The sequence below is a fragment of the Candidatus Eisenbacteria bacterium genome (assembly GCA_018831195.1).
Taxonomy (GTDB): Bacteria; Eisenbacteria; RBG-16-71-46; order CAIMUX01; family JAHJDP01; genus JAHJDP01.
In genome coordinates this window covers 124,026-147,604 of record JAHJDP010000087.1, presented here as the reverse complement: position 1 = coordinate 147,604, position 23,579 = coordinate 124,026, and the positions used below count along the sequence as shown (strand labels likewise).

The following is a 23,579-nucleotide window of genomic DNA, read 5'->3' as shown; positions in this document are numbered from 1 at the left end:
TTGAGTAGGATATTATTACTCCTACATGTCGCTTTCAAGATCGCTAATAACCAGAGGAGGTCGAAACATGGGCCGGATTGCTACGAATATAACAGAACTCATTGGGAACACTCCAATGGTTTATCTGAATCAAATAGCGGAAGATTGCGAGGCCCGTATTGCAGCGAAGTTGGAATCCTTCAATCCTCTCTCCAGCATTAAGGACCGCTTGGGCCTTTCCCTGATTCAAGAGGCGGAGAAGGATGGGTCGCTCAGGCCGGGAATGACCATCATAGAGCCGACCAGCGGTAATACCGGCATCGCCCTTTCTTTTATCGCCGCCGCGAAAGGGTACCATGCGATCCTGGTCATGCCCGATACGATGAGTGTCGAGCGGCGCCATATGATGACGGTGCTCGGAGCCGAACTGGTGCTGACCCCGGGCGCCGAGGGGATGAAGGGCGCGGTGGCGAAGGCTGAGGAGCTGGTTGCCTCGCGTGACGATGCTTTTATGCCGAATCAATTTGAGAATCCCGCCAATCCACTTATTCATCGCGAGACGACGGCCCTCGAAATTCTACGCGATACCGACGGCCAAGTAGATATCGTCGTCTGCGGTGTCGGCACCGGCGGCACCCTGACCGGGGTTTCACAGCGGATCAAGCAGGAGAAGCCGGAAGTTCAGATCGTGGCGGTCGAGCCCGAGGATTCGCCGGTTCTTTCCGGCGGCGCGCCCGGACCGCATAAGATACAGGGGATCGGCGCGGGTTTTATCCCCAAGGTTTTGGATATTAAACAAATCGACGATATTGTAAAGGTTTCGAATGCGCAGGCCGGTGAGGCCACCCGGCGTTTGGCGAAAGAAGAAGGCATTCTTGCCGGTATCTCCAGCGGCGCGGCGACGCATGCGGCGCTGGAAGTCGCGCGGCGCAAAGAGAACAAGGGTAAGCTGATTGTCGTGATTCTTCCCGATACGGGCGAACGCTATCTCTCCACTTGGGTCTTTCAGGACAACAACTAGAAGGCCGGTTCTGGGGATAACGGCAGGCCCCGCGGTGATTCTGCCCTGGACGCCGCGGCGTTAAAGCCGCAGACTTCTCCCCATGAGGGATTCTTCGACAGAAGAGGTTTCCGGCCGCCTTGCCGTCTCATTAAAAAGAGAGCCGGATTCATGCGGGTGATTCACCTGATCAAGGCGACGGGGATCGCGGGCGCTGAAAAGCACATTCTGGATCTGCTGCCGGGATTGAGACGGAATGAGATCGATGCGCGCTTGTGGATTTTAGAAGAGCCCGGGAACCCGATGACGCTGTATGAAAAGGCCGCCGCGGAGCGTCGGATCCCTACACGGAGATTCACTATTTATGGGGATGCCGATATCTCCCTCTACCCGCGCCTGTCCCGGCGGCTGCATCACGCCAAACCCGATATTCTTCACACCCATCTTCTCCACGCCGATCTCTTCGGGATCCCATCGGCGCGTATGGCCAAGGTTCCGAAGATTGTCACTACACGCCATAATATCGACGCCTTCCGCAGGAGAAGTCCCATCCGGCAGATCAACCGTTATCTGTGGCAGAAGGTCGACGCCGGCATTTCCGTATCACAAGCGGTGGCCCGTTTCAGCATTGAAGAGGAGGGGGCGCCGGCGGAGATCCAGCATGTCGTCCTCCACGGAATCGAGGCGCCGCCGTTAGGCGAGGACCGCATGGGGATCCGTCACGAGCTGGGATTGAATGACGATCAAGTCGTGATCGGGATGGTTGGACGCCTCACCGAGCAGAAGGGGGTGCGTTACGGCCTGCAAGCTTTTGCCCGAGTCATTCCCGGCTTCACAACGGTGCAGCTGGTGGTGGTGGGCGACGGCCCACTATGCGGCGAGCTGAAAAGGGAAGCGGTAAGCCTTGGAATCAATGATCACGTCCACTTTCTGGGATGGCGGGAGCATGCCGAGCGGACCATGCGCGCCTTTGATATTTTCTTGATGCCGAGTCTCTGGGAAGGATTTGGGATTGTTCTCCTCGAGGCGATGGGCCGGGAGCTCCCCGTTGTGGCGTCCAGGGTCGATGCGATTCCAGAGATTGTCCGCGAGGGCGAGACCGGTTTTCTTGTCGCAGCGCGGAATGTGAAAGATCTGCAGCAGCGCCTCAGCCGGCTTCTCGCTGACGCCGGATTGCGAATGAAGATGGGGCGGGCCGGGCGCAAGGTGGTGGAAACGGAGTTTACTATTTCAAGAATGGTGGAAAACACCCTTGAAGTATATCGACAGGCTTAAAGAGGGGCAGCCATCATCCATGCGAACCGAAACGAAAAGTATCCGAGTCTTTCACGTCATATCCCGCCTCAATATCGGCGGGGCCGCGGCGCAGGTCATTCTTACCGTCGCCAGGCTGAAGGAGGCCGGTTACGATTGCCGGTTGCTCAGTGGCCGCCTTGGTGCGGATGAAGGGGATATGTCGTATCTCGCCGATCAATACAGGGTGGCGCCGGAAATCATTCCGGAACTCGGCCGGTCCCTGAATCCCTTCAAAGATCTTGTGGCGATCTTCAAGATCTATCGTCTTTTCCGCCGGGAGAAGCCCGATATTGTTCACACCCATACCGCAAAGGCGGGGTTCATCGGCCGTCTCGCCGCGCACCTCGCCGGAGTCCCCGTCATTCTTCACACCTATCACGGACATGTCTTTCATGGTTACTTCAGCCGCTGGCAAACAGCTATTTTCCTGAAGCTCGAACGGTTTGCCGCGAAGATCTCCACAACGATCATCACACTCAGCGAGGGTCTCAAACGCGAGCTCTGGGAGAGATACCGAATAACAACCGAAGACCGCATCACCGTCTTGCCCCTCGGATTTGATCTGGAGAAATTGAAAACAACAGCCCGGGGGCAGGGAATTTTCAGGCGCAGGCTGGAACTCCCGAGTGACATTCCGCTGGTGGGCATCATCGGCCGGATGGCGCCGATCAAGAATCATGAGCTCTTTGTACAGGCCGCTGAAATTGTGAAAAACAGGCTTCCGGCGACCCATTTCATCGTTATCGGCGAGGGAGAAACGAGGGAGCGGATCGAGAAGCTGGTCGCAACCCTCAATCTACAGAATGTCTTTCACTTTATCGGATGGCAGAAGGATCTGGCCCCGATCTACAGCGACCTTAATCTCTCGGTTGTCTGCAGTTTCAATGAAGGGACACCGGTCTCGCTGATCGAATCGCTGGCCGCCGGGTGCCCGGTCGTGTCGACGGCGGTCGGAGGGGTCCCCGATCTTTTGGAAGAGGGCCGTTTGGGCCGGATGGTTCCGCCGGAGGATGCCTCGGCCCTGGCCGCGGCGATCTTGGAGACACTGCTCATCTCTCCCGACCTCGCCGGTGTGCCGGAACGGATTCAGAAACGCTTTAGTTTGGATCTTCGGATGCAGGCGTTGACCCGCCTTTATCAGGATTTATTGGAAGGCGCTCGTAAATCCAACCGGTCATTCTCGACTGACTTGCCGTCCTGAAAAATAGGAACCTGTGCAGCGAGGCCTTATCCCCGAGATCCCGGGCCAATCGATAGTGCGAATAGAGCGGGTGATTCTCCCAACTCTCCCGGTCATCGAAAAAATTTCCGAGGATGACATAATCCGGATCCGTTTCACCGTTCCTGTATTCATGGAGATTCAGAATTCTCGATCCCAGGAACGGAATGGGTGGATGATAAACAGGATCGGGCCGGTCAAAGAATCCGAGTGTGGTTTGGGCTGTTATGCCGGTTGCCATATTTGGGGTTGTCGTTTTTGTTAAATTAGCGCTCTCTACCCATTCCCGCGTCGGATTCATCCAACGATCGTCTTGGATGACATCACCAGCGAAAAGTATCGTGAAATAGATCCCGGGGATGAAAAGCAGGAATCCTACGGCGGATTTTAACAGGCCGGGAATCCGGCCACGGTGATGAATGAAACGATTCAGGGCGTCCCCGATGAGCAGGCAGGCGATCGGACCCAGAAACAACATGTGGCGCACCCGGCCGTTGGTGAAGCTGAGGGTTAACAGCAGGATGAGCCAAGTCACGGCCAGACGGCGGAGGTAAGAAGGTTCCCGCAGATTCCGCGGCGACGGCTCGCGACGAATTGTTTTTGTTTCACCGTGATACGGCATCTGCGCCCGGGGTTTTTTAAGAATAGGCAAGTGTCGTCGGGAATCGCCGCGGAGATGACTTGGGATAAGAGGCTCCGGTTTGCGGATGAGATGTATGACCGCTCCGATCGCGCCGGCAAAGGCAAGCGGGAAGGAGTAGGACCTGAAAAAGAAATCTCTGAGTGTCATCAACCCCTTTTTAATTTCAAAGACGGCGTGGCCCGGGCCTTCCGCCGAGCCGAGTTGCACAATCGTCAGATGGTATTGTTCAGGGTGTATGAGGACATACGGGTTTGTGATCACGAAGGCCAGAAAGGCGCCACCTGAAACAAGAAGAAGATCGAAGAAAGATCGCTGCAACTCTTTGAAACGAATCAAGAATGCCGGATAAAAGATAAAGGCCGCCGCGGCCACGAGACTGCTCCCCGCGCCCAGCCCGAAGGCCACGGCGCTGAGGAACAAAATTCGGCGGCGGCCCAGCCGAGAATACCGGTAGAGGAGATAGAGTCCGAGAAAGATCCAGAATGCGGCATAGAGATGCGGTTTACTGACCAGGGCTTGGTTTAACGGCAAGGTCGAGAGGGACCAGGCCGCCAAAGAGAGTGTACCCGCCGTGCCGCCGATCCAATCGCGCCCGAAAAGGATCAGCAAGATCGATATTCCGAGATAGGCGAGAATGTTCAACATCCGGCCGGCGATGTAGAATCGCGCGATCTTCTCCGGCTGTTCGATATAGGCGCTCATCTCTTTTGTGGCGGAGATGAGTCCCGTTCCTTCCATGAGGAAAAGGGAGAGGCCGAGAGGGTAGAGATAGGTCCCGCCATACATAAAGCCACGGGGGTTGAAATCGAGGGCGACGGGATTCATGCGGGCCAGAGCGATAAAGGGTTTTCTCTCATCGACGGCGCAACTTCCGATTATATAACGCCGCAGGGAACGAAATTTCTCTTCTTCGCTTAAAACCTTACCGGTCTCCGTCGCCGTATAGGCTTCTGGAATTTTCCCTTGCTGAAATTGTTCAAGCGCCTCCGTATCGGCCGCCTCACGCCCGGCGAAGTAGGCTTGGGTCAACGAATTCAGAAGAGATTGTTGCTCCGGGGTCAAGGGCGTCTCGCGAAAAAGGATCTCCATGCGGCTGGTGTCGGGAAGCCCCCAGTTAATGCCGAGAAAGAGAATGACAGCGGTGGCGGCGATGAGAAAAATCTGTAGCGGCCTGAATTTCATAGCTTACATTCTTATTGTCATGAAGCGGGGACGCCCGCCCATCAAGCGAAACGTCCCCGTCATCGGTTAAGTATCCTATCAAGCCATAGCCAAGACCACATCTCGGCCCGCAGAGAACCGGAATATCCTCTTAGCGTTCCGGTTCAAACCGGCCGTGGAGATGCGCCTCCAGGAATCTTTCCGCCGCGGCGTAGAATTTCAAGCGATTCTCCGGCCGCGCGAATCCGTGACCCTCGTCGGCAAACTCGAGATACTCCACAACCTTGCCCTCTTCCAGCAGGGCGTCGCGAATCTGTATGGATTCTTCGCGGTTCACCCGGGGGTCGTTCGCCCCCTGCGCAATAAAGAGCGGCGCCTGAATCCTATCGACGAAGAAGAGCGGCGACCGCGACTTCAGGAACTCTGTATCCGTCTCCAGATTCCCCACGCGCTGGCCGAATAAAATTTTCAATGGTTCCCAGTAGGGTGGAATTGTTTGTATAAATGAAATCAAATTTGAAGGGCCGACCATGTCGACACCGCAGGCATAGAGATCGGGTGTCGTTGTCAGGCCGGAAAGTACAGCGTACCCGCCGTAGGAACCGCCGTAGATACCAATCCGCGTTGAATCAGCGATCCCTTGCTCGATGATCCATTTGGCGCCGTCGGTGATATCGTCCTGCATCCGGCCGCCCCACTCCTTATCGCCGGCGTTGACAAATTCCTTTCCGTATCCGGTTGAGCCTCTGAAGTTAATTTGAAGGCAGGCATAGCCGCGATTGGCCAGCCATTGCGCTTCAGGATTGTATCCCCAGGTGTCCCGATACCAGGGGCCGCCATGAATGTTTAGGACCGTGGGGAGATTCTCCGCCTTAACGCCGATCGGAAGTGTCAAGTATCCGTGAATTGTTAATCCGTCCCGCGATGTATAAGATATCGGCTCCATCTTGGCCAAGGGCAGACCTTCCAGTTCCGGCCGGTGTGTAAAGAGGAAGGTTCCCTTCTTTGTCGCCCGTTCGTAAGAGTAATAGGCGACCGGGCCGTCATCCTGCATGTAGGCGACCAGCCAGGTCGCGTCGTTGTCATCCCGATCCGAGAAGCGGATCTCGCCGGCATGAATTTTTCTTAGGGCGGCGAAATCAGCCTCAACGTCGGGATCGAGGATTTTCCATTCCCGCATATTTCTTGTAAAGGCGACGGCCTGAACCTTATGGGTCTTGGGATGAATGAACAACCCACCGGCATCGGCGACGGAATCCTTCGCGATAACCTCCGTCACTCCGGTCTTAATGTCATAGGCCCGCAGCTCGGCGGTGTTGGAACCGATACTGCTGATCATGTAAAGGGTCTGATTGTCTCCTGCGAAATCGGCGACATCGGTTGTGAGGGCGTCGACACTGCCCCATGACATGAGCAGCTCCCAATTCGCCTCGGGGGTCGCCCGGTGCAAAATGGCAAAGCCGCCGTCCGGTGTCGGGATCTGGGCGATTCGCAAAACAAAATCGTGATCGGCGATCCAGCCGACGGCGCCCAAATCGTTTTGCGCCTCAAGGGTGCGCTCGCCGGTTTTGATATCGACACGGTAGACATCATGGAGCTGGGGTACCCGGTCATTAATCGAGACCATGATCTCGTTTGGGTAATCTTCATTGACGGCGACAATTCTCGCCTGCACGCCATCAATCGGAGTCAGGTCGATCGCGTCGCCGCCCCCGGCGGGGACGGCATAGACATGCCAGTTCTCATCCCCATCTTTATCTTGTACATAAAGAATCTGCTCGTTGTTCTTGGCCCAGAAGTAACCGCGGATTCCCTGGCCGCGATCGTGGGTGACCGCTATGTCGTCATCTTTGCCGACGGTGCGCACCCAAACATTAAGGACACCCTCTTCGGGCGCGATATAGGCCATCCGCTCGCCGTCAGGGGACAATCTTGGGCTGACGCGCTCCGGATTGCCGAAAAGGACTTCTCTGGAAATGATTTCCGGAAGCCCTTTCTTCCCCCCACAACCCGATAGGCCTATCCAGGCCGCGGCGGACACCAAAATGAGTCCGACACATAAGAGGGTTAAGCCTCCTATTGATCTGCGCTTCATGACCCGATCCTCCCCGTTCCAAGGTTTCGATAGCGACCACACCATCCCTTCGAGGAAGGTAGCGGTAGGGTGGATGGGGAGCAAGCGGGATGAGGCCTCTCCTCTCTTGTTTGAGACCTCCCCATCTGACATCATCCCGTTGCTTGGTGGTTTGAATCAGACCACCTGGCCGCCGAATGGAAATCTGACACCACAGCAGGGGATTCACGGGCCATGACACCACCAACATCGCGTGATTTGCAGCGGCTCGCCTCCCTTTATGGTGTGCGCACGGCCTATCAAGACACTTATGGCAACCGAAGGTCGGCCGAACCGGAGTTTCTCATTCAGATCCTCCGCGCCCTGGGCGCGCCGATCCGCGGGATGAGTGATGCGGCCCATGCGATTCGGCAGTACGAGGTGGCGCTCTGGCGGAAACCCCTGGAGCCGGTGACCGTTCTCCGCGGCCGGGGATCGATCGTTATCCGGCTGCCGGTGGGTAGAGGAGATGCGGCCCTCGAAGGATGTATCCGGCAGGAGAACGGCGCGGAGACGACCCAGCCCATCCGTCGTGAAGATCTGGAGATCCTGGAGGAGAGCACGATCGATGGGGAGCGCTTTTGCGCTTGTCGTTGGCGTCCGCCGGGGAAACTTCCATACGGCTATCATCATCTATCCCTTGAGGTTGGCGGGACAACGGTCACGTCGTTGATCATCCATGCGCCCCGCCGCGCCTATCAACCCGATCCGGAATCGGACCCCAAAATTTGGGGCCTCTTCGCCCCCCTTTACGCGCTCCGATCGAAAAGGGATTGGGGGGCCGGTGACCTGTCGGATCTTCGACACCTTTTGAAGTGGACCGAGTCCTTGGGCGGCGATTTCGTCGGGACCCTGCCCCTCTTCCCCGCCTTCCTCGATCAGCCTTTCGAGCCAAGCCCCTATATGCCGGTGAGCCGTCTCTTCTGGAATGAGATCTATCTCGACCCGGCCGCCCTGCCCGAGTTCGAGGCGGCGCCGGAGGCCCAACAGCAGGTCGCCTCTTTGGATTTTCGGAAAAGCGTGGAAGAGCTGCGATCCGCAGGCCATGTCGACTTCAAACGACTCATGGAGCTGAAGCGCAAGGTGTTGGAGCCCCTGGCGCGGACCTTTTTTCACTCGGGCGAGGGTGAACGGCCCGCCTTTCAATCCTATCTGAGAGGCAAGCCCGCCGCCTGGGATTATGCCCGCTTCCGGTCCATGTTCGAGTTGCGGAATGAAACGTGGCACCTTTGGCCGAGCCGCCAGAAACAAGGCGCGCTCGATCATGACGAGGGCAGCGACTTCGCACGCGATTATCATCTCTATGTACAATATTCACTGCAGCGGCAATTGGATCGCCTCACCGAGGAGAGTTCCGCGGCGCTCTACTTGGATATCCCATTGGGCGTTCATCCCGATGGGTTTGATGCGTGGCGGCATCAGAATCTTTTTGTGTGGGATGCCGCGGGCGGCGCGCCGCCGGATGATTTTTTCCGCGGCGGCCAGAATTGGGGGTTTCCGCCGCTGCATCCGCAGGTGATTCGCGAAGAGGGACACCGCTACTTTATCAATGCGGTGCGGCATATCTTCCGTCCGGCGGGGATGGCGCGGATCGATCATGTCATGGGTCTCCATCGCCTCTACTGGGTTCCACGCGGCGCCGATGCGACGCAAGGGATCTATGTTCGTTATCCTGCGAATGAACTCTACGCGATCCTTTGTATAGAATCTCATCGCAGCCGGACCCTTATCATTGGAGAGGATTTGGGAACGGTACCCGGCGCGGTGCGCGAATCGATGGAGCGGCACGGCATCTATCGTTGCGCCGTACTGCCGTTTCAGATGAATGCGGATCCGGCACATGCGATTTCGCCGACGCCCCCAAATAGTGTCGTCGGATTGAACACGCACGATACGGCGACCTTCGCCGGGTGGTGGGAGGGGCGCGACATTGATCTGCGGATCGAGTTAAAGTTGCTGGATGATGAGGAAGCGGGACGGGAACGGGGACACCGGGAGCGGGTCAAGGCGGCGCTGATGGAGTCTTTCCGGCGCCGGGGTTTGCTGGCGGATGGTGATGGCGCCGGCGCGGTGCTCGCCGCCTGTCTGCGGGTTATGGCGGCCGATCCCGTCAAAGCCGTGCAGGTAACGCTGGAGGATCTTTGGGGTGAGATAGCGCAGCAAAACATTCCAGGGACCGGTTCTTATGAACGTCCCAATTGGCGCCAAAAAATGCGACTCTCATTGGAGGAGGCCGCGGAAAATAGTGGTATGGTTGAAATATTGCGGGATATAAACAGGCTGCGGAGCGGGAGCGAAGGAGAATAACCGTGGGTGTGACGCGTATTTCAGAGGTCGATATTTATCTCTTCAACGAGGGAACCCATCTAAGCCTCTTTAACAAACTGGGCAGCCACCCGATGGTGGACGGACGGATCGAGGGAACCTATTTTGCCGTTTGGGCGCCGAATGCCCGCCATGTCTATGTCACCGGAGATTTCAACGACTGGAGCCGCGTGAGCCATCCCATATATCCGCGCGACGCCTCCGGAATCTGGGAGGGTTTCATCCCCGGCGTAAAAAAGGGAGACTTATACAAATATCATATCATCTCCCGGGATATCGCCTATAGCGTCAACAAAGCCGATCCAATGGCGCTGCGGCATGAGTTGCCGCCGCGAACCGCTTCCATTGTTTGGGATTTGGAATACTGGTGGGACGATCAGGAATGGATGAATCGGCGGCACGAACAAAACCGTTTTGATAAACCGATGTCGATCTACGAGATCCACCTCGGTTCCTGGCGCCGTGGGCTGGAAGACAACGGCTTTTTAAACTACCGGGATCTGGCGCATCAACTGGCCGAATATGTTAAAGAGATGGGATTCACCCATATCGAATTGCTTCCCATCATGGAGCATCCCTTCTACGGCTCCTGGGGATACCAAATCACCGGATATTTCGCCCCCACGAGCCGATACGGCACGCCGCAGGATTTCATGTATTTTGTCGATCACCTGCATCAGAACGGGATCGGTGTCATTCTCGATTGGGTCCCCTCTCATTTCCCGACCGACCAGCACGGACCGGCTTACTTCGACGGGACCCACCTGTACGAACATTCCGATCCACGCAAGGGGCTTCATCCCGACTGGAACAGCGCGATCTTCAATTACGGGCGGAACGAGGTCCGCAGCTTCCTTCTCAGCAACGCCCTCTTCTGGGTGGATAAGTATCATGTCGACGGTCTGCGCGTCGATGCGGTCGCCTCGATGCTCTACCTTGATTATTCCCGCGAAGAGGGGGAGTGGATCCCCAATGAATTCGGCGGGCGGGAAAACATTGATGCCATCTCGCTGTTGAAAGATTTTAATAGAGAGATCTACCACGCGCACCCGGGGATCCAGACGAGCGCCGAAGAGTCGACCGCATGGCCCGGCGTTTCCAAACCGGTCGACGTGGGCGGCCTCGGGTTTGGTTACAAATGGGATATGGGCTGGATGCATGATACCTTGGCCTATCTCGCCCGCGATCCCATCCATCGGAAGCACCATCACAATGAATTGTCCTTCCGGATGCTTTATTCGTGGACAGAAAATTATATCCTACCCCTCTCTCATGACGAGGTTGTTCACGGCAAGGGATCGTTGCTCCAGAGAATGTCGGGAGACGATTGGCAGGCTTTCGCGAATCTCAGGCTCCTTTTCGGTTATATGTTCGCGCAACCGGCGAAGAAGCTTCTCTTTATGGGCGACGAGTTCGCCCAGCGCAATGAATGGTATCATGAAAAGAGCCTTGATTGGCACCTACTCGATGCTCCCAGCCACGCCGGTGTCAAGAACCTGGTTCGGGATCTCAATCAGCTCTACCGGGCCGAGCCGGCATTGCATGAGCTGGACGTCGATCCGCAGGGGTTTGAGTGGATCGATGCCGATGATGCGATCAACAGCACACTCACACTGCTGCGCAAGGGCCGGCGCCCAGAAGATCTGGTCGTCGCCGCCTTCAACTTAACCCCGGTGCCCCGCCACAAATTCCGCATTGGCCTGCCGACCGGCGGATATTGGCAGGAGATTCTCAATACTGATGCCGAGATTTACGGCGGAAGCGGGATGGGGAATTACGGCGGCCGGGAAGCCGACGCGACAGGGTGGAATGGCCGGCCCTGTTCACTTGAAGTTGTACTACCACCCCTGGCCGCGGTCTTTTTCAAACCGGGCCGGCCTGAGAACAATTCATAGAATGTAAGGAAGTACCGATGGAGCGTTTTCTCTGCGTGCATGGGCATTTTTATCAACCGCCCCGGGAGAATCCCTGGCTTGAAGCGGTTGAAATACAGGGTTCGGCCGCCCCATATCATGATTGGAACGACCGCATCACCGAAGAATGTTATATCCCGAACACGATGGCCCGCATTCTCGACGATGAAGAACGCCTCGTTACCATCGTTAACAATTATTCCCGTATCAGCTTCAATTTCGGCCCAACATTGCTCTCTTGGATGGAGAGGAGGCGGCCCGAGCTGGCGCCACGGCTTCGGGAAGCCGACGACGTCAGCCGGCGGGTGTACTCCGGCCACGGTAACGCGATCGCTCAGGCCTATAACCACATCATTCTTCCATTGGCCAATACACGCGACAAGCGGACGCAGGTTATTTGGGGGCGCAGGGATTTTGAATCCCGTTTCGGCCGGGAGCCGGAGGGGATGTGGCTACCGGAAACCGCCGTCGATCTGGAGTCGTTGGACATCATGGCGGAGTTCGGGATGCGTTTTGCCATCCTGGCGCCCCATCAGGCCCGCCGCGTCCGGCCTCTCGATAGCGATGCGTGGACCGAAGTGAACGGACAGAAGATCGATCCGACCAGGGCCTATCTCGTCAAACTTCCCTCCGGCCGCACGATGAGTCTCTTTTTCTACGACGGCCCGATTGCGAAGGCGATCGCCTTTGAAGGGCTGCTCTCTTCGGGCGAGAACTTCGCCCGCCGCCTCCAAGACGGATTTTCCGATCAGCGACGGCATGCCCAGCTGGTCCACATTGCCACTGACGGCGAGAGTTATGGTCATCATCATCGGTTCGGCGAGATGGCGTTGGCCTATGCGCTTCAGAAAATCACGTCACGCGGCCAAATTCGTTTAACAAATTACGGCGAGTATCTGGAAAAATTTCCGCCTGAATACGAAGTTGAAATACAGGAAGACACCTCATGGAGCTGCAGCCATGGGATTGAGCGCTGGCGCAGTAATTGTGGTTGTGAGGTCGGTTCGCGGGCGGGATGGAACCAGGCTTGGCGCACACCGCTGCGCGAGTCCCTGGATTGGCTGCGGGATACCGTGGCGCCCGCCTTTGAAGACAAAGGCCGCGAGATCTTCAAGGATCCCTGGGCGGCGCGGGACAGTTATATCGAGGTACTCCTCAAACAGCAGCGGGTCAAACCGGAAGCATTCATCGCGGAGCAGGCGGCGCGCCCGCTGCAGCAGAGCGAAATCGTAAAAGCTCTCAGGATGATGGAACTTCAGCGTCATGCGATGTTGATGTACACAAGTTGCGGGTGGTTCTTTGCCGATCCATCCGGGATTGAGACAATCCAAATCATTCAATATGCGGGACGGGTCATCCAATTGGCGCGGGAAGCGCTTGGCCTTGATCTGGAAGAGGAGTTCTTGAAGCGTTTCTCGTCGGTATCCAGCAATGATCCGCTGGAGGGAAACGGACGCGCCCTTTACATGAAGCATGTTGTTCCGGCGGTTGTCGACCTCGAACAAGTGGGAGCGCATGCGGCGATCGCCCATCTCTTCGGGGAAGATGACGAGGAAAACCGGATCTATTGTTATACAACGGCCCGGAAATCCCTGAAATCGACCGAAGCGGGAAGGGCCCGGCTGGACTTGGGCGCCATGGAGGTGACATCGAATGTGACGCTGGAATCAGCCGGATTGAATTTCGCCGTCTTCCATTTGGGGGATCAAAACCTCAATGCCGGCGTCCGCCGCTTTGATGATGAGGAGAAATGGAGCACGGCTTCCGGGGAGCTCTCCTCGGCATTTTCCAGCGCCGATTACCCACAGGTGATGCGTCTTGTCGACCGGTATTTTGAATCGCGGACCTATTCGATCAAATCCCTTTTTCTTGAGGAACAGCGCCGGATCCTCGACAAGATCCTGCAGGCGTCATTGTTGGAGGCCGACGCCAGCTACCGGCAAATCTATGAACGCAACGCGCCTCTTATGCGGATGCTGGCCAACCTCGGTTTGCCGGGCCCACGGCGCCTGCAAGCCGCCGCCGGGATTGCGCTCGATCAACTTGTACATGAAACACTCGCAAGCGATGAACCGGATGCGGATCGTTTTCAGTCACTATGGGATGAAGCCGGTGCGGCGGGCGTTGAGCTGGACAAAGATGAAATGGCCCTCACCCTGCGGGATAGCTTGAAGAGACTGGCCCATGAGCTTCGGAGCAAGCCATTGGATACGCGTCAACTGGCGCGACTGGAGGCCGGGACGCGCCTGTTGGACAAGCTCCCCGTCCATGTCGATACGGTCTATCCACAGATTGTCTGTTACGAGATATTTGGATCGCACTACACCCAGATCGCAGAGACCGCCGAGAGCGGGAACGCCTGGGCCCGGCAATGGACCGAGACGTTCCGATTGCTGGCGCAGCGGCTGAAAGTGAGGATCGATTAGGTCCCCACGGCCAAATGATGGGTGTCACCATTTTTGTTTTTTGACTGTCTGAATTTTCATGGTGATAAGGGGGCGCAATGGCGGTGATCCGAGCCATGCTGTTTATCCTCTGCGTCCTCCTGCCCACATCTGTTTCGGCGGCCGATAATGAGAGCTTGGCGCCCGACCGGGCGACAAAAACATACGAACTTCCCGGGATTGATCAAAAGGCGCTGAAGAAAATCCAGAATGCGGTGCGGCTTGAGATCGAATACGCCAATGATCAGAAGTGCCGGTTTGAAAAACCCGATGCGGATTGGAGTCTTTCTGATAGCCTGCTCACTATTTCCGTTGCCGAGACCTGCGCCGAAGATCAAGATCTGCAGAGAATACGCGTCTATTCTGAATCGAAGCTGGAAATCGCCGTGCTGACGTCCATACCAGTGGGGATTCTTGCCGGGGGTTTGGTGGGGCTTAGCACATACCCACTCTTTTTCGGACAGGAGGAGGGTGAGTGGGCGGGTATGGGCCGGTATTCTTTTACAATGTGTGGAGCGCTGGCGGGAGGCGTCATTCTTCCATTAATTACGGCGATACGTAATCCTGTGTGGAGGGTCGTTTACGATCCCGAGGGCCCTGACCGGCAAGATCCAGGTCATTGGCGCTGGTAGAAGTCTCAATGGTAGAAGTCTCAATGGGAATTAGGTCCTGAGTTTCAATCGTATCCTGGAGGTTCCATGAAAAGCAGCCACACTTTCCTAGCGGTATTGATATTGGCCATCGGCGTCGCCGTTGCCGGATGGTTCGTCGGCGACGGATTCGCCCGGGGACGAACAACGGACCGGTATGTGACGGTCAAGGGATTGTCGGAACGCGATGTCGAGGCCGATCTGGCTTTGTGGCCGATCCGCTTTGTCTCTACCGATAACAGCCTGGCGGCGGCGCAGAAGAATAGTGAGATGAGCCGTGTAAAGATCATGGAATTCTTAAAGCGATTCGGGATTGACGCCGGACAAGTCGAATTACAGGAATTGAGAGTCGATGATCAGATGGCGAATCCCTATCGCAGCGGCGATACATCAAGCCGCTATATCATTACGCAAGTTCTCATGGTGCGGACCACACAGCCGCAATTGATCCAATCGGCCAGCCAGAAAGTCGGCGATCTGGTTGAGGCCGGCGTTGTTCTTTCGTCCAGCGGAGGGTATCGGGATGGACCGAGTTATCTTTTCAGCGGTCTGACCGAGCTCAAGCCGGGGATGATCGCGGAAGCGACGGAAAACGCCCGTGCGGCGGCCCAGCAATTCGCAAAGGATTCGGGCAGCCGCCTGGGAAAGATCATGAAGGCGAACCAGGGCGTCTTTCTCATACTGCCGCGGGATCGGGCGGAAGGGGTCATGGAGGAGAGCCAGCCGCACAAAACCGTTCGGGTTGTCACCACGGTGGATTATACTCTAGCTGATTGATGGGAAACCCGATTGTCAGGTCTTAGCGCTGCCGGCAGTGAGGGGAAAACCAAGAGGTCATTGCCCATGAGAATTCAATGCCGGGTCAGATGGGGAATGGTATTCTTTATCATTATTCCATTTTTGCAGCTTTTCACCTCGTGCGCCACGGTGCCAAAGGAATCTGTGGAGCTTTCCATGGCCGTGGAGCAGCGCATCACCGAAATGCAAAAATCCCATGAGACCTTTGTTAAAGAATACTTCCGCCTCTCAAGAGAGCGGATCGGAGACTTCATTGAATACCGATGGGGCCCGGTATTCGTTGAGAACTTCGTTCATGACGCCAATCTCCTTCCGCTCCTCAATCAATCCACGGCCTCCGGCGAGTCGGATCGAATTCAGATACTCTTCGAGTTTGTGATGGCCGCATCGGAACAGATCGAGAATCAGCGCAAAAGAATGATCGTCCCGCTCGAGAAACTGGAAAGAAAAACACTCGAAGAGTTGCGGGCGACCTATACGGAGTTGAATTCGATGCAAGGCTCCCTGACGGCGTTTATCCTATCCGTCCATGATATTCAGGTGGAACAGGATAGGGTTTTGCGGCACACAGGGTTATTAGAGAAGAGGGATCAAATCATCGCGGAGACCATTTCGATCAATGACACGATTTTGGAGCTCATCGAAACGGGAGACGATGCTGAAGAGGTTATTGCGCGGATCCAACAGATTGTGGATAAACAAATCGATTGAGGAATGATGCACGCCGCTGGAGGAAGGAATGCCGAATCGCTTCAGACAGATTGCAGCCTATAGCGCCAACCGGACCAACAGGCAATTGGCCGAGGAGATGGCGCAAAAGACGTCCCTGACCGCCGCCCAGATCGAGGCCATGCTGCCCCGGAAGGCCGACAAAGAGCATTTTGCCGCGCTCGTGGCGATTGTGAACTCATCGGCCTCGAGCAATAAGAAGGTCGCGGATCTCAAAGAGAATATCGAAAAACTGGGATTTGTTGTGATGAAGGTTCTGCAGGCGACGCTTTGACCAAGCCGGAATGGGGTCGAGCGTTTCGCAGGCACTCCGTAACTCCCGATAAATAAAGGGGTTCAGAAGCACGGCCTGCGCTTTTAGGCCCCAGAAGCCCATTTCCCTCAATATATCCGCCAAACCTTCCGTAAATAGGGGTAAGATGAAAGATCGAGGGGGCAATCAATTCAAGAGGATCCGGAATGATAGATGATGAACGGTTGTATCCAGGGAGGGAAGAAGCAGGGACCGAAGGAGATCCGGCGCAGGGTGTGACCCGGAAACCGTGCCTTCCGGAAGCGCCCGCCAAGAAAGCACCCCCAAAGAAGGATAGCGACCGATCCTTTATGATTCGAGACTGCGAGCTTGTGATTCAAGCCACCGGGCGCCGCGCGCTGACCTTGAGAGAGCTTAGAGAAGGGCTTGCCTATGTCAGCGGCGCCAGCATCTATTACCATTTTTGGGGACGCTTCCTGCGGCCGACGTACAACGAGCCTGAGTACAACAATGATTTCGCCTCGTGGGCCCATCTGCATCTCAATGACAAAGAGCTCGCGGAGCGGTTGAGCGTCATCAACCCCGCGGACTTCTCCAGTCTGGAAACTTTGCGCCAAGAGCTGATCGATATCATTGAAATGCGGATTGATGAGACGCACGATTTTTCTTGGAACCGGGCCGATCAGCAATTCCACTTCATTCTGACGAAGATTATCATCTTTGGTACCGGGCAGAGGGTGGAAACCCCGGAGGATTTGCCGAAAATCCTACCCCAACTCTCTCCAAGCAGCATTTTTTATCATTTTATCGACGCCCGCCGCCGGACGCCGAATTGTTCCGATGATTTCAGTGCTTGGTTATCCGACCTTAGTGATGAGTATGCGCCACTATGTGAAACAATCCAGGCGATCGATCCATACTTTTCATCTTTGACCGAACTCAGGGAAGAGTTGACCCGGATGACCGGCGACTTCTTTGCGGCCGGGCGATTGACAGAGAGGAATGCGGCCAATGCCTGATACGTTGAAGCAATACGAAGAAATCGTGGGAAGCAATGTCATCCGGCATTTGCAGCAGTTGGCGGCGCCCCTGCGGGGTTTAAAGATCGTTCACGTCAATTCGACGCGTGAGGGCGGCGGTGTTGCGGAAATTCTCAACAAGATGATTCCTCTTAAACAATCCTTGGGCCTGGATGCTCAATGGGAAGTGATTGACGGGAACCCTGAATTCTTTGAATGCACAAAGAGTTTTCACAACGGCTTACAGGGAACACCTGTTGGATTGTCAACAAAGCACCTGAAAGCTTATGAAGATGTTAATGCCGAGAATGCAGAGAAACTCCGCCCGATTCTTTCAAAAGCCGATATTGTTTTTATTCACGATCCTCAGCCGGCCGGGCTGTACCAGCATTTCCCGCGGCACGAGGGACGCTGGATATGGAGATGCCACATCGATCTGAGCCGGCCTTACCGGCCCGTCTGGAAGTATCTTCGCCCGGTAGTGGCGCCGTACAGCGCCAGCATATTCTCATTGTCGGAATTCGCCCAACCGCTTCCCCATCCCCAGTTTCTCGTACCGCCGAGCATTGACGCCCTGAGCGAAAAGAATATTGAGTTGCCGGAAGATGAGGTCCGCGATATTTTTCCCCGTTTCGGGATCGATCCAAACATACCATTATTGCTTCAGGTTTCACGTTTTGATCGTTTCAAAGACCCATTGGGCGTTATTGAAGCCTACAAAATCGTGAAGGAAATGACACCGGTCCAGCTCGCTCTGGTGGGGGGGACCGCATCCGATGACCCCGAGGGCGCTGTCGTCCTTGAAGAAGTCCAGCATGCAGCCAATGGCGACCCCAATATTCATATCATCAGCCTGCCGCCGGATGCGCATCGAACCATCAATGCATTTCAACGGGCCTCGGATATTGTGTTACAAAAATCCTTGCGAGAGGGATTTGGTCTTACCGTGACGGAGGCCCTGTGGAAAGGTAAACCGGTGATCGGCGGGGATGTGGGTGGAATCCGGCTTCAGATTGTTAACCACAGGACCGGCTATTTGGTTCGCACCCCTGAAGGGGCGGCGCTGCGGATTCGGTTTCTGCTGCACCACCGCGGATTGATGGAGAAGATTGGGTACAAAGCGAAAGAGTTAGTGCGTGAAAACTTCCTGCTCACAAGACATTTGGGGGATTATCTTTCTCTTATGCACTCCGTCCTGCATCTGACTGAGGACCGAATCGAGTTGGGGGTGGCATGAATTCAGAGCCTGGTGAGGCTCTTCTTAACTCTTTCTGGCGCACGCTGACAAGGGCGCCGCGCCGGATCTTGCTGTTGGATTATGATGGGACATTGGCCCCCTTCCAGACCGAGAGAGACAAGGCCTGCCCTTATCCGGAAGTGACACGTCTGCTGACCTCCATTCAAAATGAACCGTCGTGCCGGCTGGTTATCATCAGCGGGCGCGCGGTGGATGATCTGCTGCCGCTTTTGGGGATGGATCCGCCGCCGGAGATTTGGGGCTCCCATGGCTTGGAGCGGCGCATTTCGAACGGCCGGCGGGAACTCCATCCGATCGATCAAAGCGCTATGGTGGCCCTCGAACAAGCGGCGTTATGGATCGAACAAAAGGGCTTAACTGAACATTGTGAGCAAAAGCCGGGCTGTATGGCCCTTCATTGGAGAGGTCTTACTCCTGAGCGTGAAGCCAGGATTCGCAGGAACGCCGAGGCGGATTGGCCCGAGATCGCCGCCGAGGGCAAATTGTACATTCATCTCTTTGACGGCGGTATCGAATTGCGGCATCCCGGCAGAACCAAAGGCGATGCCGTGCGAACGATTATTAAAGAGGAAGAGGATGCCGCGGCGGTTGCCTATCTGGGGGATGACGCCACCGATGAAGAGGCCTTCCGCGCGGTGAAAGCCCGCGGGCTGGGTATTTTGATCCGCCCGGAAAGAAGGCCGACCGCGGCGCAGATATGGTTGAGACCGCCGGATGATCTGATAGCCTTTCTTCGAAAGTGGTGCATGATTTGCAAAGACCGTCCTGATCTCCCGAACGAACATAATGATGTGGGAGGACTAAAGTGACTAACCATGATGTGCGCCTGGTTGTTGTTTCCAACCGGCTCCCTGTCAGCCTGATTGGAAGCGGGGATGAATGGGCGGTCCGCCCGGCCAGCGGCGGATTGGTTACCGCACTCGCTCCTGTGCTCCGCAACCGTGGCGGTCTTTGGGTCGGTTGGCCGGGAACGGCGGGACAGATGGATCTCGAGGAAACGCTGGGTTCCGCATCACTTGAAGTCGGGTATCGATTGCGCCCTGTTTATCTGACCGAAGACGACGTTCATGATTTCTATCACGGATTCTCAAACGAGATTGTGTGGCCCCTCTTTCACGATCTTCAAACGAATTGCAATTTCATGCCGGAGTATTGGCATAACTATCTTGATGTAAACAGGAAATTCACGAAGGTTGTCGCCGCCGGTTGTTCGGAAAATGACTATATTTGGGTTCACGATTATCATCTGATGCACCTGGCGAACTCACTGAGGGCGAAGGATATAAGCAACCGGATTGGATTCTTTTTGCATATTCCTTTTCCGCCGATCGATATTTTTTTAAAACTTCCCTGGCGGTTCCAGGTTCTACAAGCTCTGCTTGAATATGACCTCGTTGGCTTTCAAACAATGCGGGATCGGCGTAATTTTTTACAATGCCTTCGCCATCTGATTCCTGAAGCGAGGGCCCACGGACGCGGCCCGGTGGTTTCTGCGCGTTATCACGACCGGGAAGTCCGGATTGGGGTTTTTCCCATCGGAATCGATTACAATGAGTTCGCCGGCGTGGCCGAATCACCTGAGGTTTCCGATCGGGGCTGGTATCTCCATGAGGCCCTGCCCGACCGGCAAATCATTCTCAGTGTCGATCGCTTGGATTATACAAAGGGAATACCCGAGCGGCTGGAAGGATTCCGCCGTGCTTTGATGCGGTATCCGGAGCTCCACGGAAGGGTCACACTGGTCCTGATTGTTGTGCCGAGCCGCGAAGAAGTTCCGCGGTATCAAAAACTCAAGACTCGGATCGAAAGATCGGTCAGTGAAATAAACGGAGAGTTTACAAAGCCGGGCTGGGTGCCCATCCACTATCTATACCGCCATTTGGAGCGGGAAGGACTGATTGCACATTACCGGGTAGCTGAAATCGGCCTCATCACGCCTCTGAAAGACGGTATGAATCTGGTGGCCAAGGAGTATTGCGCCTGCGATGTGGAAGAGAAGGGGGTTTTGATTCTCAGCGAATTCGCCGGCGCCGCTTCACAGCTCCACCGCGGCGCCATTCTTGTGAACCCCCTTGATTATGACGGGGTGGCCGACGCCATCCATCGCGCGTTTATGATGAGCCGTGAGGAACGGCGCTTGCGGATGCGCAAAATGCGGGACACCATCCGAAGAACAAATGTCTTTTGGTGGGTGGATTCCTTCCTCAATGCGGCATTTTCTAAAAACCTCAACGATTTCCCCCTCAATGAATCGGAGTCGTCGGATCTTTATATCGATAGAAATACACAGGGATTGTGATGCCGGAATGCCCAGCCGTCTTCAGCGGTTCTCGTCGCCGCCGATGCGGCGGATACCGACGACATTAGGGATAGGCCAGGCGGAAAAATTGGCGTCGCTCTCGAGAAATCCCGTCTCATAGCTCCCCATAAATTCGCATTCTATATCGCCCGCTTGGACAAAGAGCTGTGACTCGGGACCGCCTTCGACATACATCGCATTTTTCAAATCAAGAGGGAGCTCCATGAGGATGTTGATGAGATCGTGCATGGGGAACGGTTTGCGAACATGGATAAACAAGACCCGGCCGTTCTTATCGATGCCGATGATCGCGGCGCTCCATTTTTTTTGTTGTTTCTCCCAAACATTATTTCCCTGGCAGGAAATCATCCGAATACTCTGTATCAGCGTGCCATAGAGTTCCTTCATATAATGAAAATCGTCGCAATCCCGATCGATGATACACACTTTCGGCAAAGCGCTGTCCCGGCGGTCAAAGGCAAGAATCGCCTTGTCCTTGGAAATATATGAATTGTTTGTATGCACAGGGCTTCTCATATAAGAGACGCTGGTTCGGCAGTCCTCCTGATACATGCTGGTATTGGTCGCGGCGACGAGGTTTTCCTTCCGGCACCACTCCTTCGCCGTGAACCTCTTTCCTTGTCCGGGCGCCGACGAGTTTAACAAAACAAAATCAAAGTGATCGGGGTCGATCCGAAGAATGTGGATATCCGGCTTCCTTGATCCTTCCGCGCCGGGAGCATTGTAGCAGCCCAGCTCCAACCCGGGTTCCAGCCAGCGCCATTCGGAGGGGTTGTTTTGCAGGCAGCTTGAATCGGGTGTGGTTTTGTCGCCGGCGGGAGCATCCGCTAGCAATCGGTGGGGTACGGCCATCGTAAAGAGAAGCATCATCAAGACGACAAGACAAGGCGCCGGGTCGTGACGGCGGGCGTTGTGATGAAGGGGTGGCATCGACCATCCGCCTCCTCTGCGGTAAGAGAGACCGATGCCCTGACTATACCACAGGGGCCTTGGGCGACGGAAAGGATCAAATGGCGGCCCGGGTCCGGGAGTTGGGCCTTATCAACGCACGATGCGGATCGATTGTGTGTCCAGTAATCGCTTTCCCGCCGATAGGCGAAGGTGATAAACACCGGCCGGAACACAGCGTCCCGATTGATCGAAGCCATCCCACACGATGTCGGAGCGCGACGCCGGGACCGCAATGGCGCGAATCCGCCGGCCGAAAACATCGTAAACTTCCGCGGCCAAAGGTTCGCCGGCCGGCGATTGGAGGTGGATCCGGACGCCCCCCCCGGAGGGATTGGGGCAGGCGCGGCCGATCCCCTCCGCCTGAGAAGAGGGTTCGGGGAGATGCGACGAGGGATCCGGAAGGAGGAGCAGCTCAAAGGGCGGCAGGCCGGTGTCGATCGGGCCGGCGATAAGTTGATCCGTCGTTGTATCAAAGACCCTAACGCCGGGTGTGACGTAGTCGCGATCGGCGAGATAGAGATAGCCGCCGGCGTATGTAAGAAGATCGTGGAGCAGATAGCCGCCTGGATTGTACATTGTTTCGATGAGATCTCCGGTGAGGGGATTAAACGAGAGAAGGAGTGTGTTAAAGGACGCGGTTGAGATGAGGGCGTAGGCCTTTGTGGATGACCAGAGGGCGAAATCCAGAAGGTCCCCGCCGAGTTGCGCCTCGGTCGTCACGAAACCGGTCGATTCCCAGGTGCTGAGATCAACCGCCTCAATACCGCCGGCATCGATCACGGTATACCGCCCCGCCTCGGGGACGAGCAGGCAACCCGAAACGGGATCGATCTGCATCGGAGCGATTGGATTGAGGCCGGCCAGGGTGATTCCCTGCATTCCAGGCTCACCGGGATCGACATCGACAAGCTGCCTTGTATTCAAATCAATGACGGCGAGCAAGGATGGAGGCACCGGAACCCAATTTGCATTTCGGTTCAATCTTTGTATTTGTACATAAAGATAATTCCCATCGATATGCATCCGGTGCATTTCGCACAGGCCGTCGGGATCGGCGAACTCGAGGAGAGAAATCGTTCCAAGGTGCTCACCGGTCACGGGATTCACCTCCAGCAGAAGATTGGAATTGTGCCGGGAAACGTAAGCGCGGGTTTCGGAGATAACGGCAATATCCTGAGGATCGCTGGCGGCCCCTACCGAGAATTGCTGTACTGTCGCAAAATCGGCATCAGGGTTGATAACCTGGATATTGTCCGCCACCAGACGGTTGACGACATAGATCATCCTGTCATGAACACGGGCTACGGCATCGGAGTGAATTGTGGCGACATCATTGTCTGAGATCCACGGCGCCTGGACGCTCAGAGTGGATAAGGAGCCGCTCGAACTGAAATCCGTCGTTACGGCCAGAACCAGGTCAGCGCCGTCCGCCGTGGAGGATCCCAGGGCGAGAGAGATAAGAAAGAGCAAGCCAATGATGGATTTGGGTGTGTTCATCGTTTGACCTC

17 protein-coding genes and 1 pseudogene are annotated in these 23,579 nt (G+C 55.8%); 14 read left to right on the top strand and 4 right to left on the bottom strand.

Annotated elements, in window-relative coordinates; all coding sequences use genetic code 11:
* The first annotated feature begins 67 nt into the window (after positions 1–67).
* The 3 genes from cysK (at position 68) to KJ970_15425 (ending at position 3,476) form a co-directional block, all read left to right on the top strand.
* On the top strand, positions 68–1,000 hold the full coding sequence (cysK, locus tag KJ970_15435) for a cysteine synthase A (GenBank protein MBU2692314.1): 933 nt from the start codon (positions 68–70) through the stop codon (positions 998–1,000).
* Positions 1,001–1,150: 150 nt separating this feature from the next.
* A complete protein-coding gene (locus KJ970_15430) occupies positions 1,151–2,254 on the top strand; it encodes a glycosyltransferase (protein MBU2692313.1) in 1,104 nt (367 codons plus the stop codon).
* Positions 2,232–3,476, top strand: a complete 1,245-nt coding sequence (locus KJ970_15425) for a glycosyltransferase family 4 protein (GenBank protein ID MBU2692312.1) — start codon at positions 2,232–2,234, stop codon at positions 3,474–3,476. The genes KJ970_15430 and KJ970_15425 overlap by 23 nt, the downstream gene beginning before the upstream one ends.
* On the opposite strand, the gene KJ970_15420 is transcribed toward KJ970_15425, so the two are convergent.
* Together KJ970_15420 and KJ970_15415 are read right to left on the bottom strand one after the other, a co-directional pair.
* Positions 3,373–5,319, bottom strand: a complete 1,947-nt coding sequence (locus KJ970_15420; GenBank protein MBU2692311.1) for a hypothetical protein — start codon at positions 5,317–5,319, stop codon at positions 3,373–3,375. The two genes, KJ970_15425 and KJ970_15420, sit on opposite strands and share 104 nt — an antisense overlap.
* Before the next feature lie 59 nt (positions 5,320–5,378).
* Positions 5,379–7,393 (bottom strand): annotated as a pseudogene (locus tag KJ970_15415) (S9 family peptidase).
* A gap of 213 nt (positions 7,394–7,606) precedes the next feature.
* On the opposite strand from KJ970_15415, the gene malQ reads away from it, so the two are divergent.
* The 11 genes from malQ (at position 7,607) to KJ970_15360 (ending at position 21,099) form a co-directional block, all read left to right on the top strand.
* Positions 7,607–9,718, top strand: coding sequence for a 4-alpha-glucanotransferase (malQ, locus tag KJ970_15410; GenBank protein ID MBU2692310.1), 2,112 nt, complete (start codon positions 7,607–7,609; stop codon positions 9,716–9,718).
* Positions 9,673–11,631, top strand: a complete 1,959-nt coding sequence (glgB, locus tag KJ970_15405; GenBank protein ID MBU2692309.1) for a 1,4-alpha-glucan branching protein GlgB — start codon at positions 9,673–9,675, stop codon at positions 11,629–11,631. Before malQ ends, glgB begins: the two co-directional genes overlap by 46 nt.
* Positions 11,632–11,648: 17 nt before the next feature.
* On the top strand, positions 11,649–14,075 hold the full coding sequence (locus KJ970_15400) for a DUF3536 domain-containing protein (protein ID MBU2692308.1): 2,427 nt from the start codon (positions 11,649–11,651) through the stop codon (positions 14,073–14,075).
* A 77-nt stretch (positions 14,076–14,152) separates the two neighbouring features.
* Entirely contained in the window at positions 14,153–14,725 is a 573-nt protein-coding gene (locus KJ970_15395) for a hypothetical protein (protein MBU2692307.1), read from the top strand.
* Between the two features lie 66 nt (positions 14,726–14,791).
* Positions 14,792–15,520, top strand: coding sequence for an SIMPL domain-containing protein (locus KJ970_15390; protein MBU2692306.1), 729 nt, complete (start codon positions 14,792–14,794; stop codon positions 15,518–15,520).
* A gap of 66 nt (positions 15,521–15,586) precedes the next feature.
* A complete protein-coding gene (locus tag KJ970_15385) occupies positions 15,587–16,252 on the top strand; it encodes a hypothetical protein (protein MBU2692305.1) in 666 nt (221 codons plus the stop codon).
* Between the two features lie 28 nt (positions 16,253–16,280).
* Entirely contained in the window at positions 16,281–16,544 is a 264-nt protein-coding gene (locus KJ970_15380; protein MBU2692304.1) for a hypothetical protein, read from the top strand.
* Between the two features lie 329 nt (positions 16,545–16,873).
* On the top strand, positions 16,874–17,542 hold the full coding sequence (locus tag KJ970_15375) for a hypothetical protein (GenBank protein MBU2692303.1): 669 nt from the start codon (positions 16,874–16,876) through the stop codon (positions 17,540–17,542).
* On the top strand, positions 17,535–18,779 hold the full coding sequence (locus KJ970_15370) for a glycosyltransferase (GenBank protein MBU2692302.1): 1,245 nt from the start codon (positions 17,535–17,537) through the stop codon (positions 18,777–18,779). Before KJ970_15375 ends, KJ970_15370 begins: the two co-directional genes overlap by 8 nt.
* On the top strand, positions 18,776–19,609 hold the full coding sequence (gene otsB, locus KJ970_15365) for a trehalose-phosphatase (protein ID MBU2692301.1): 834 nt from the start codon (positions 18,776–18,778) through the stop codon (positions 19,607–19,609). The genes KJ970_15370 and otsB overlap by 4 nt, the downstream gene beginning before the upstream one ends.
* Entirely contained in the window at positions 19,606–21,099 is a 1,494-nt protein-coding gene (locus KJ970_15360; GenBank protein ID MBU2692300.1) for a trehalose-6-phosphate synthase, read from the top strand. Before otsB ends, KJ970_15360 begins: the two co-directional genes overlap by 4 nt.
* Before the next feature lie 21 nt (positions 21,100–21,120).
* Here KJ970_15360 and KJ970_15355 read toward each other — a convergent pair whose 3' ends face one another.
* On the bottom strand, positions 21,121–22,050 hold the full coding sequence (locus tag KJ970_15355) for a phosphodiester glycosidase family protein (protein MBU2692299.1): 930 nt from the start codon (positions 22,048–22,050) through the stop codon (positions 21,121–21,123).
* Between the two features lie 111 nt (positions 22,051–22,161).
* Entirely contained in the window at positions 22,162–23,568 is a 1,407-nt protein-coding gene (locus KJ970_15350; GenBank protein MBU2692298.1) for a hypothetical protein, read from the bottom strand.
* Positions 23,569–23,579 lie beyond the last annotated feature (11 nt).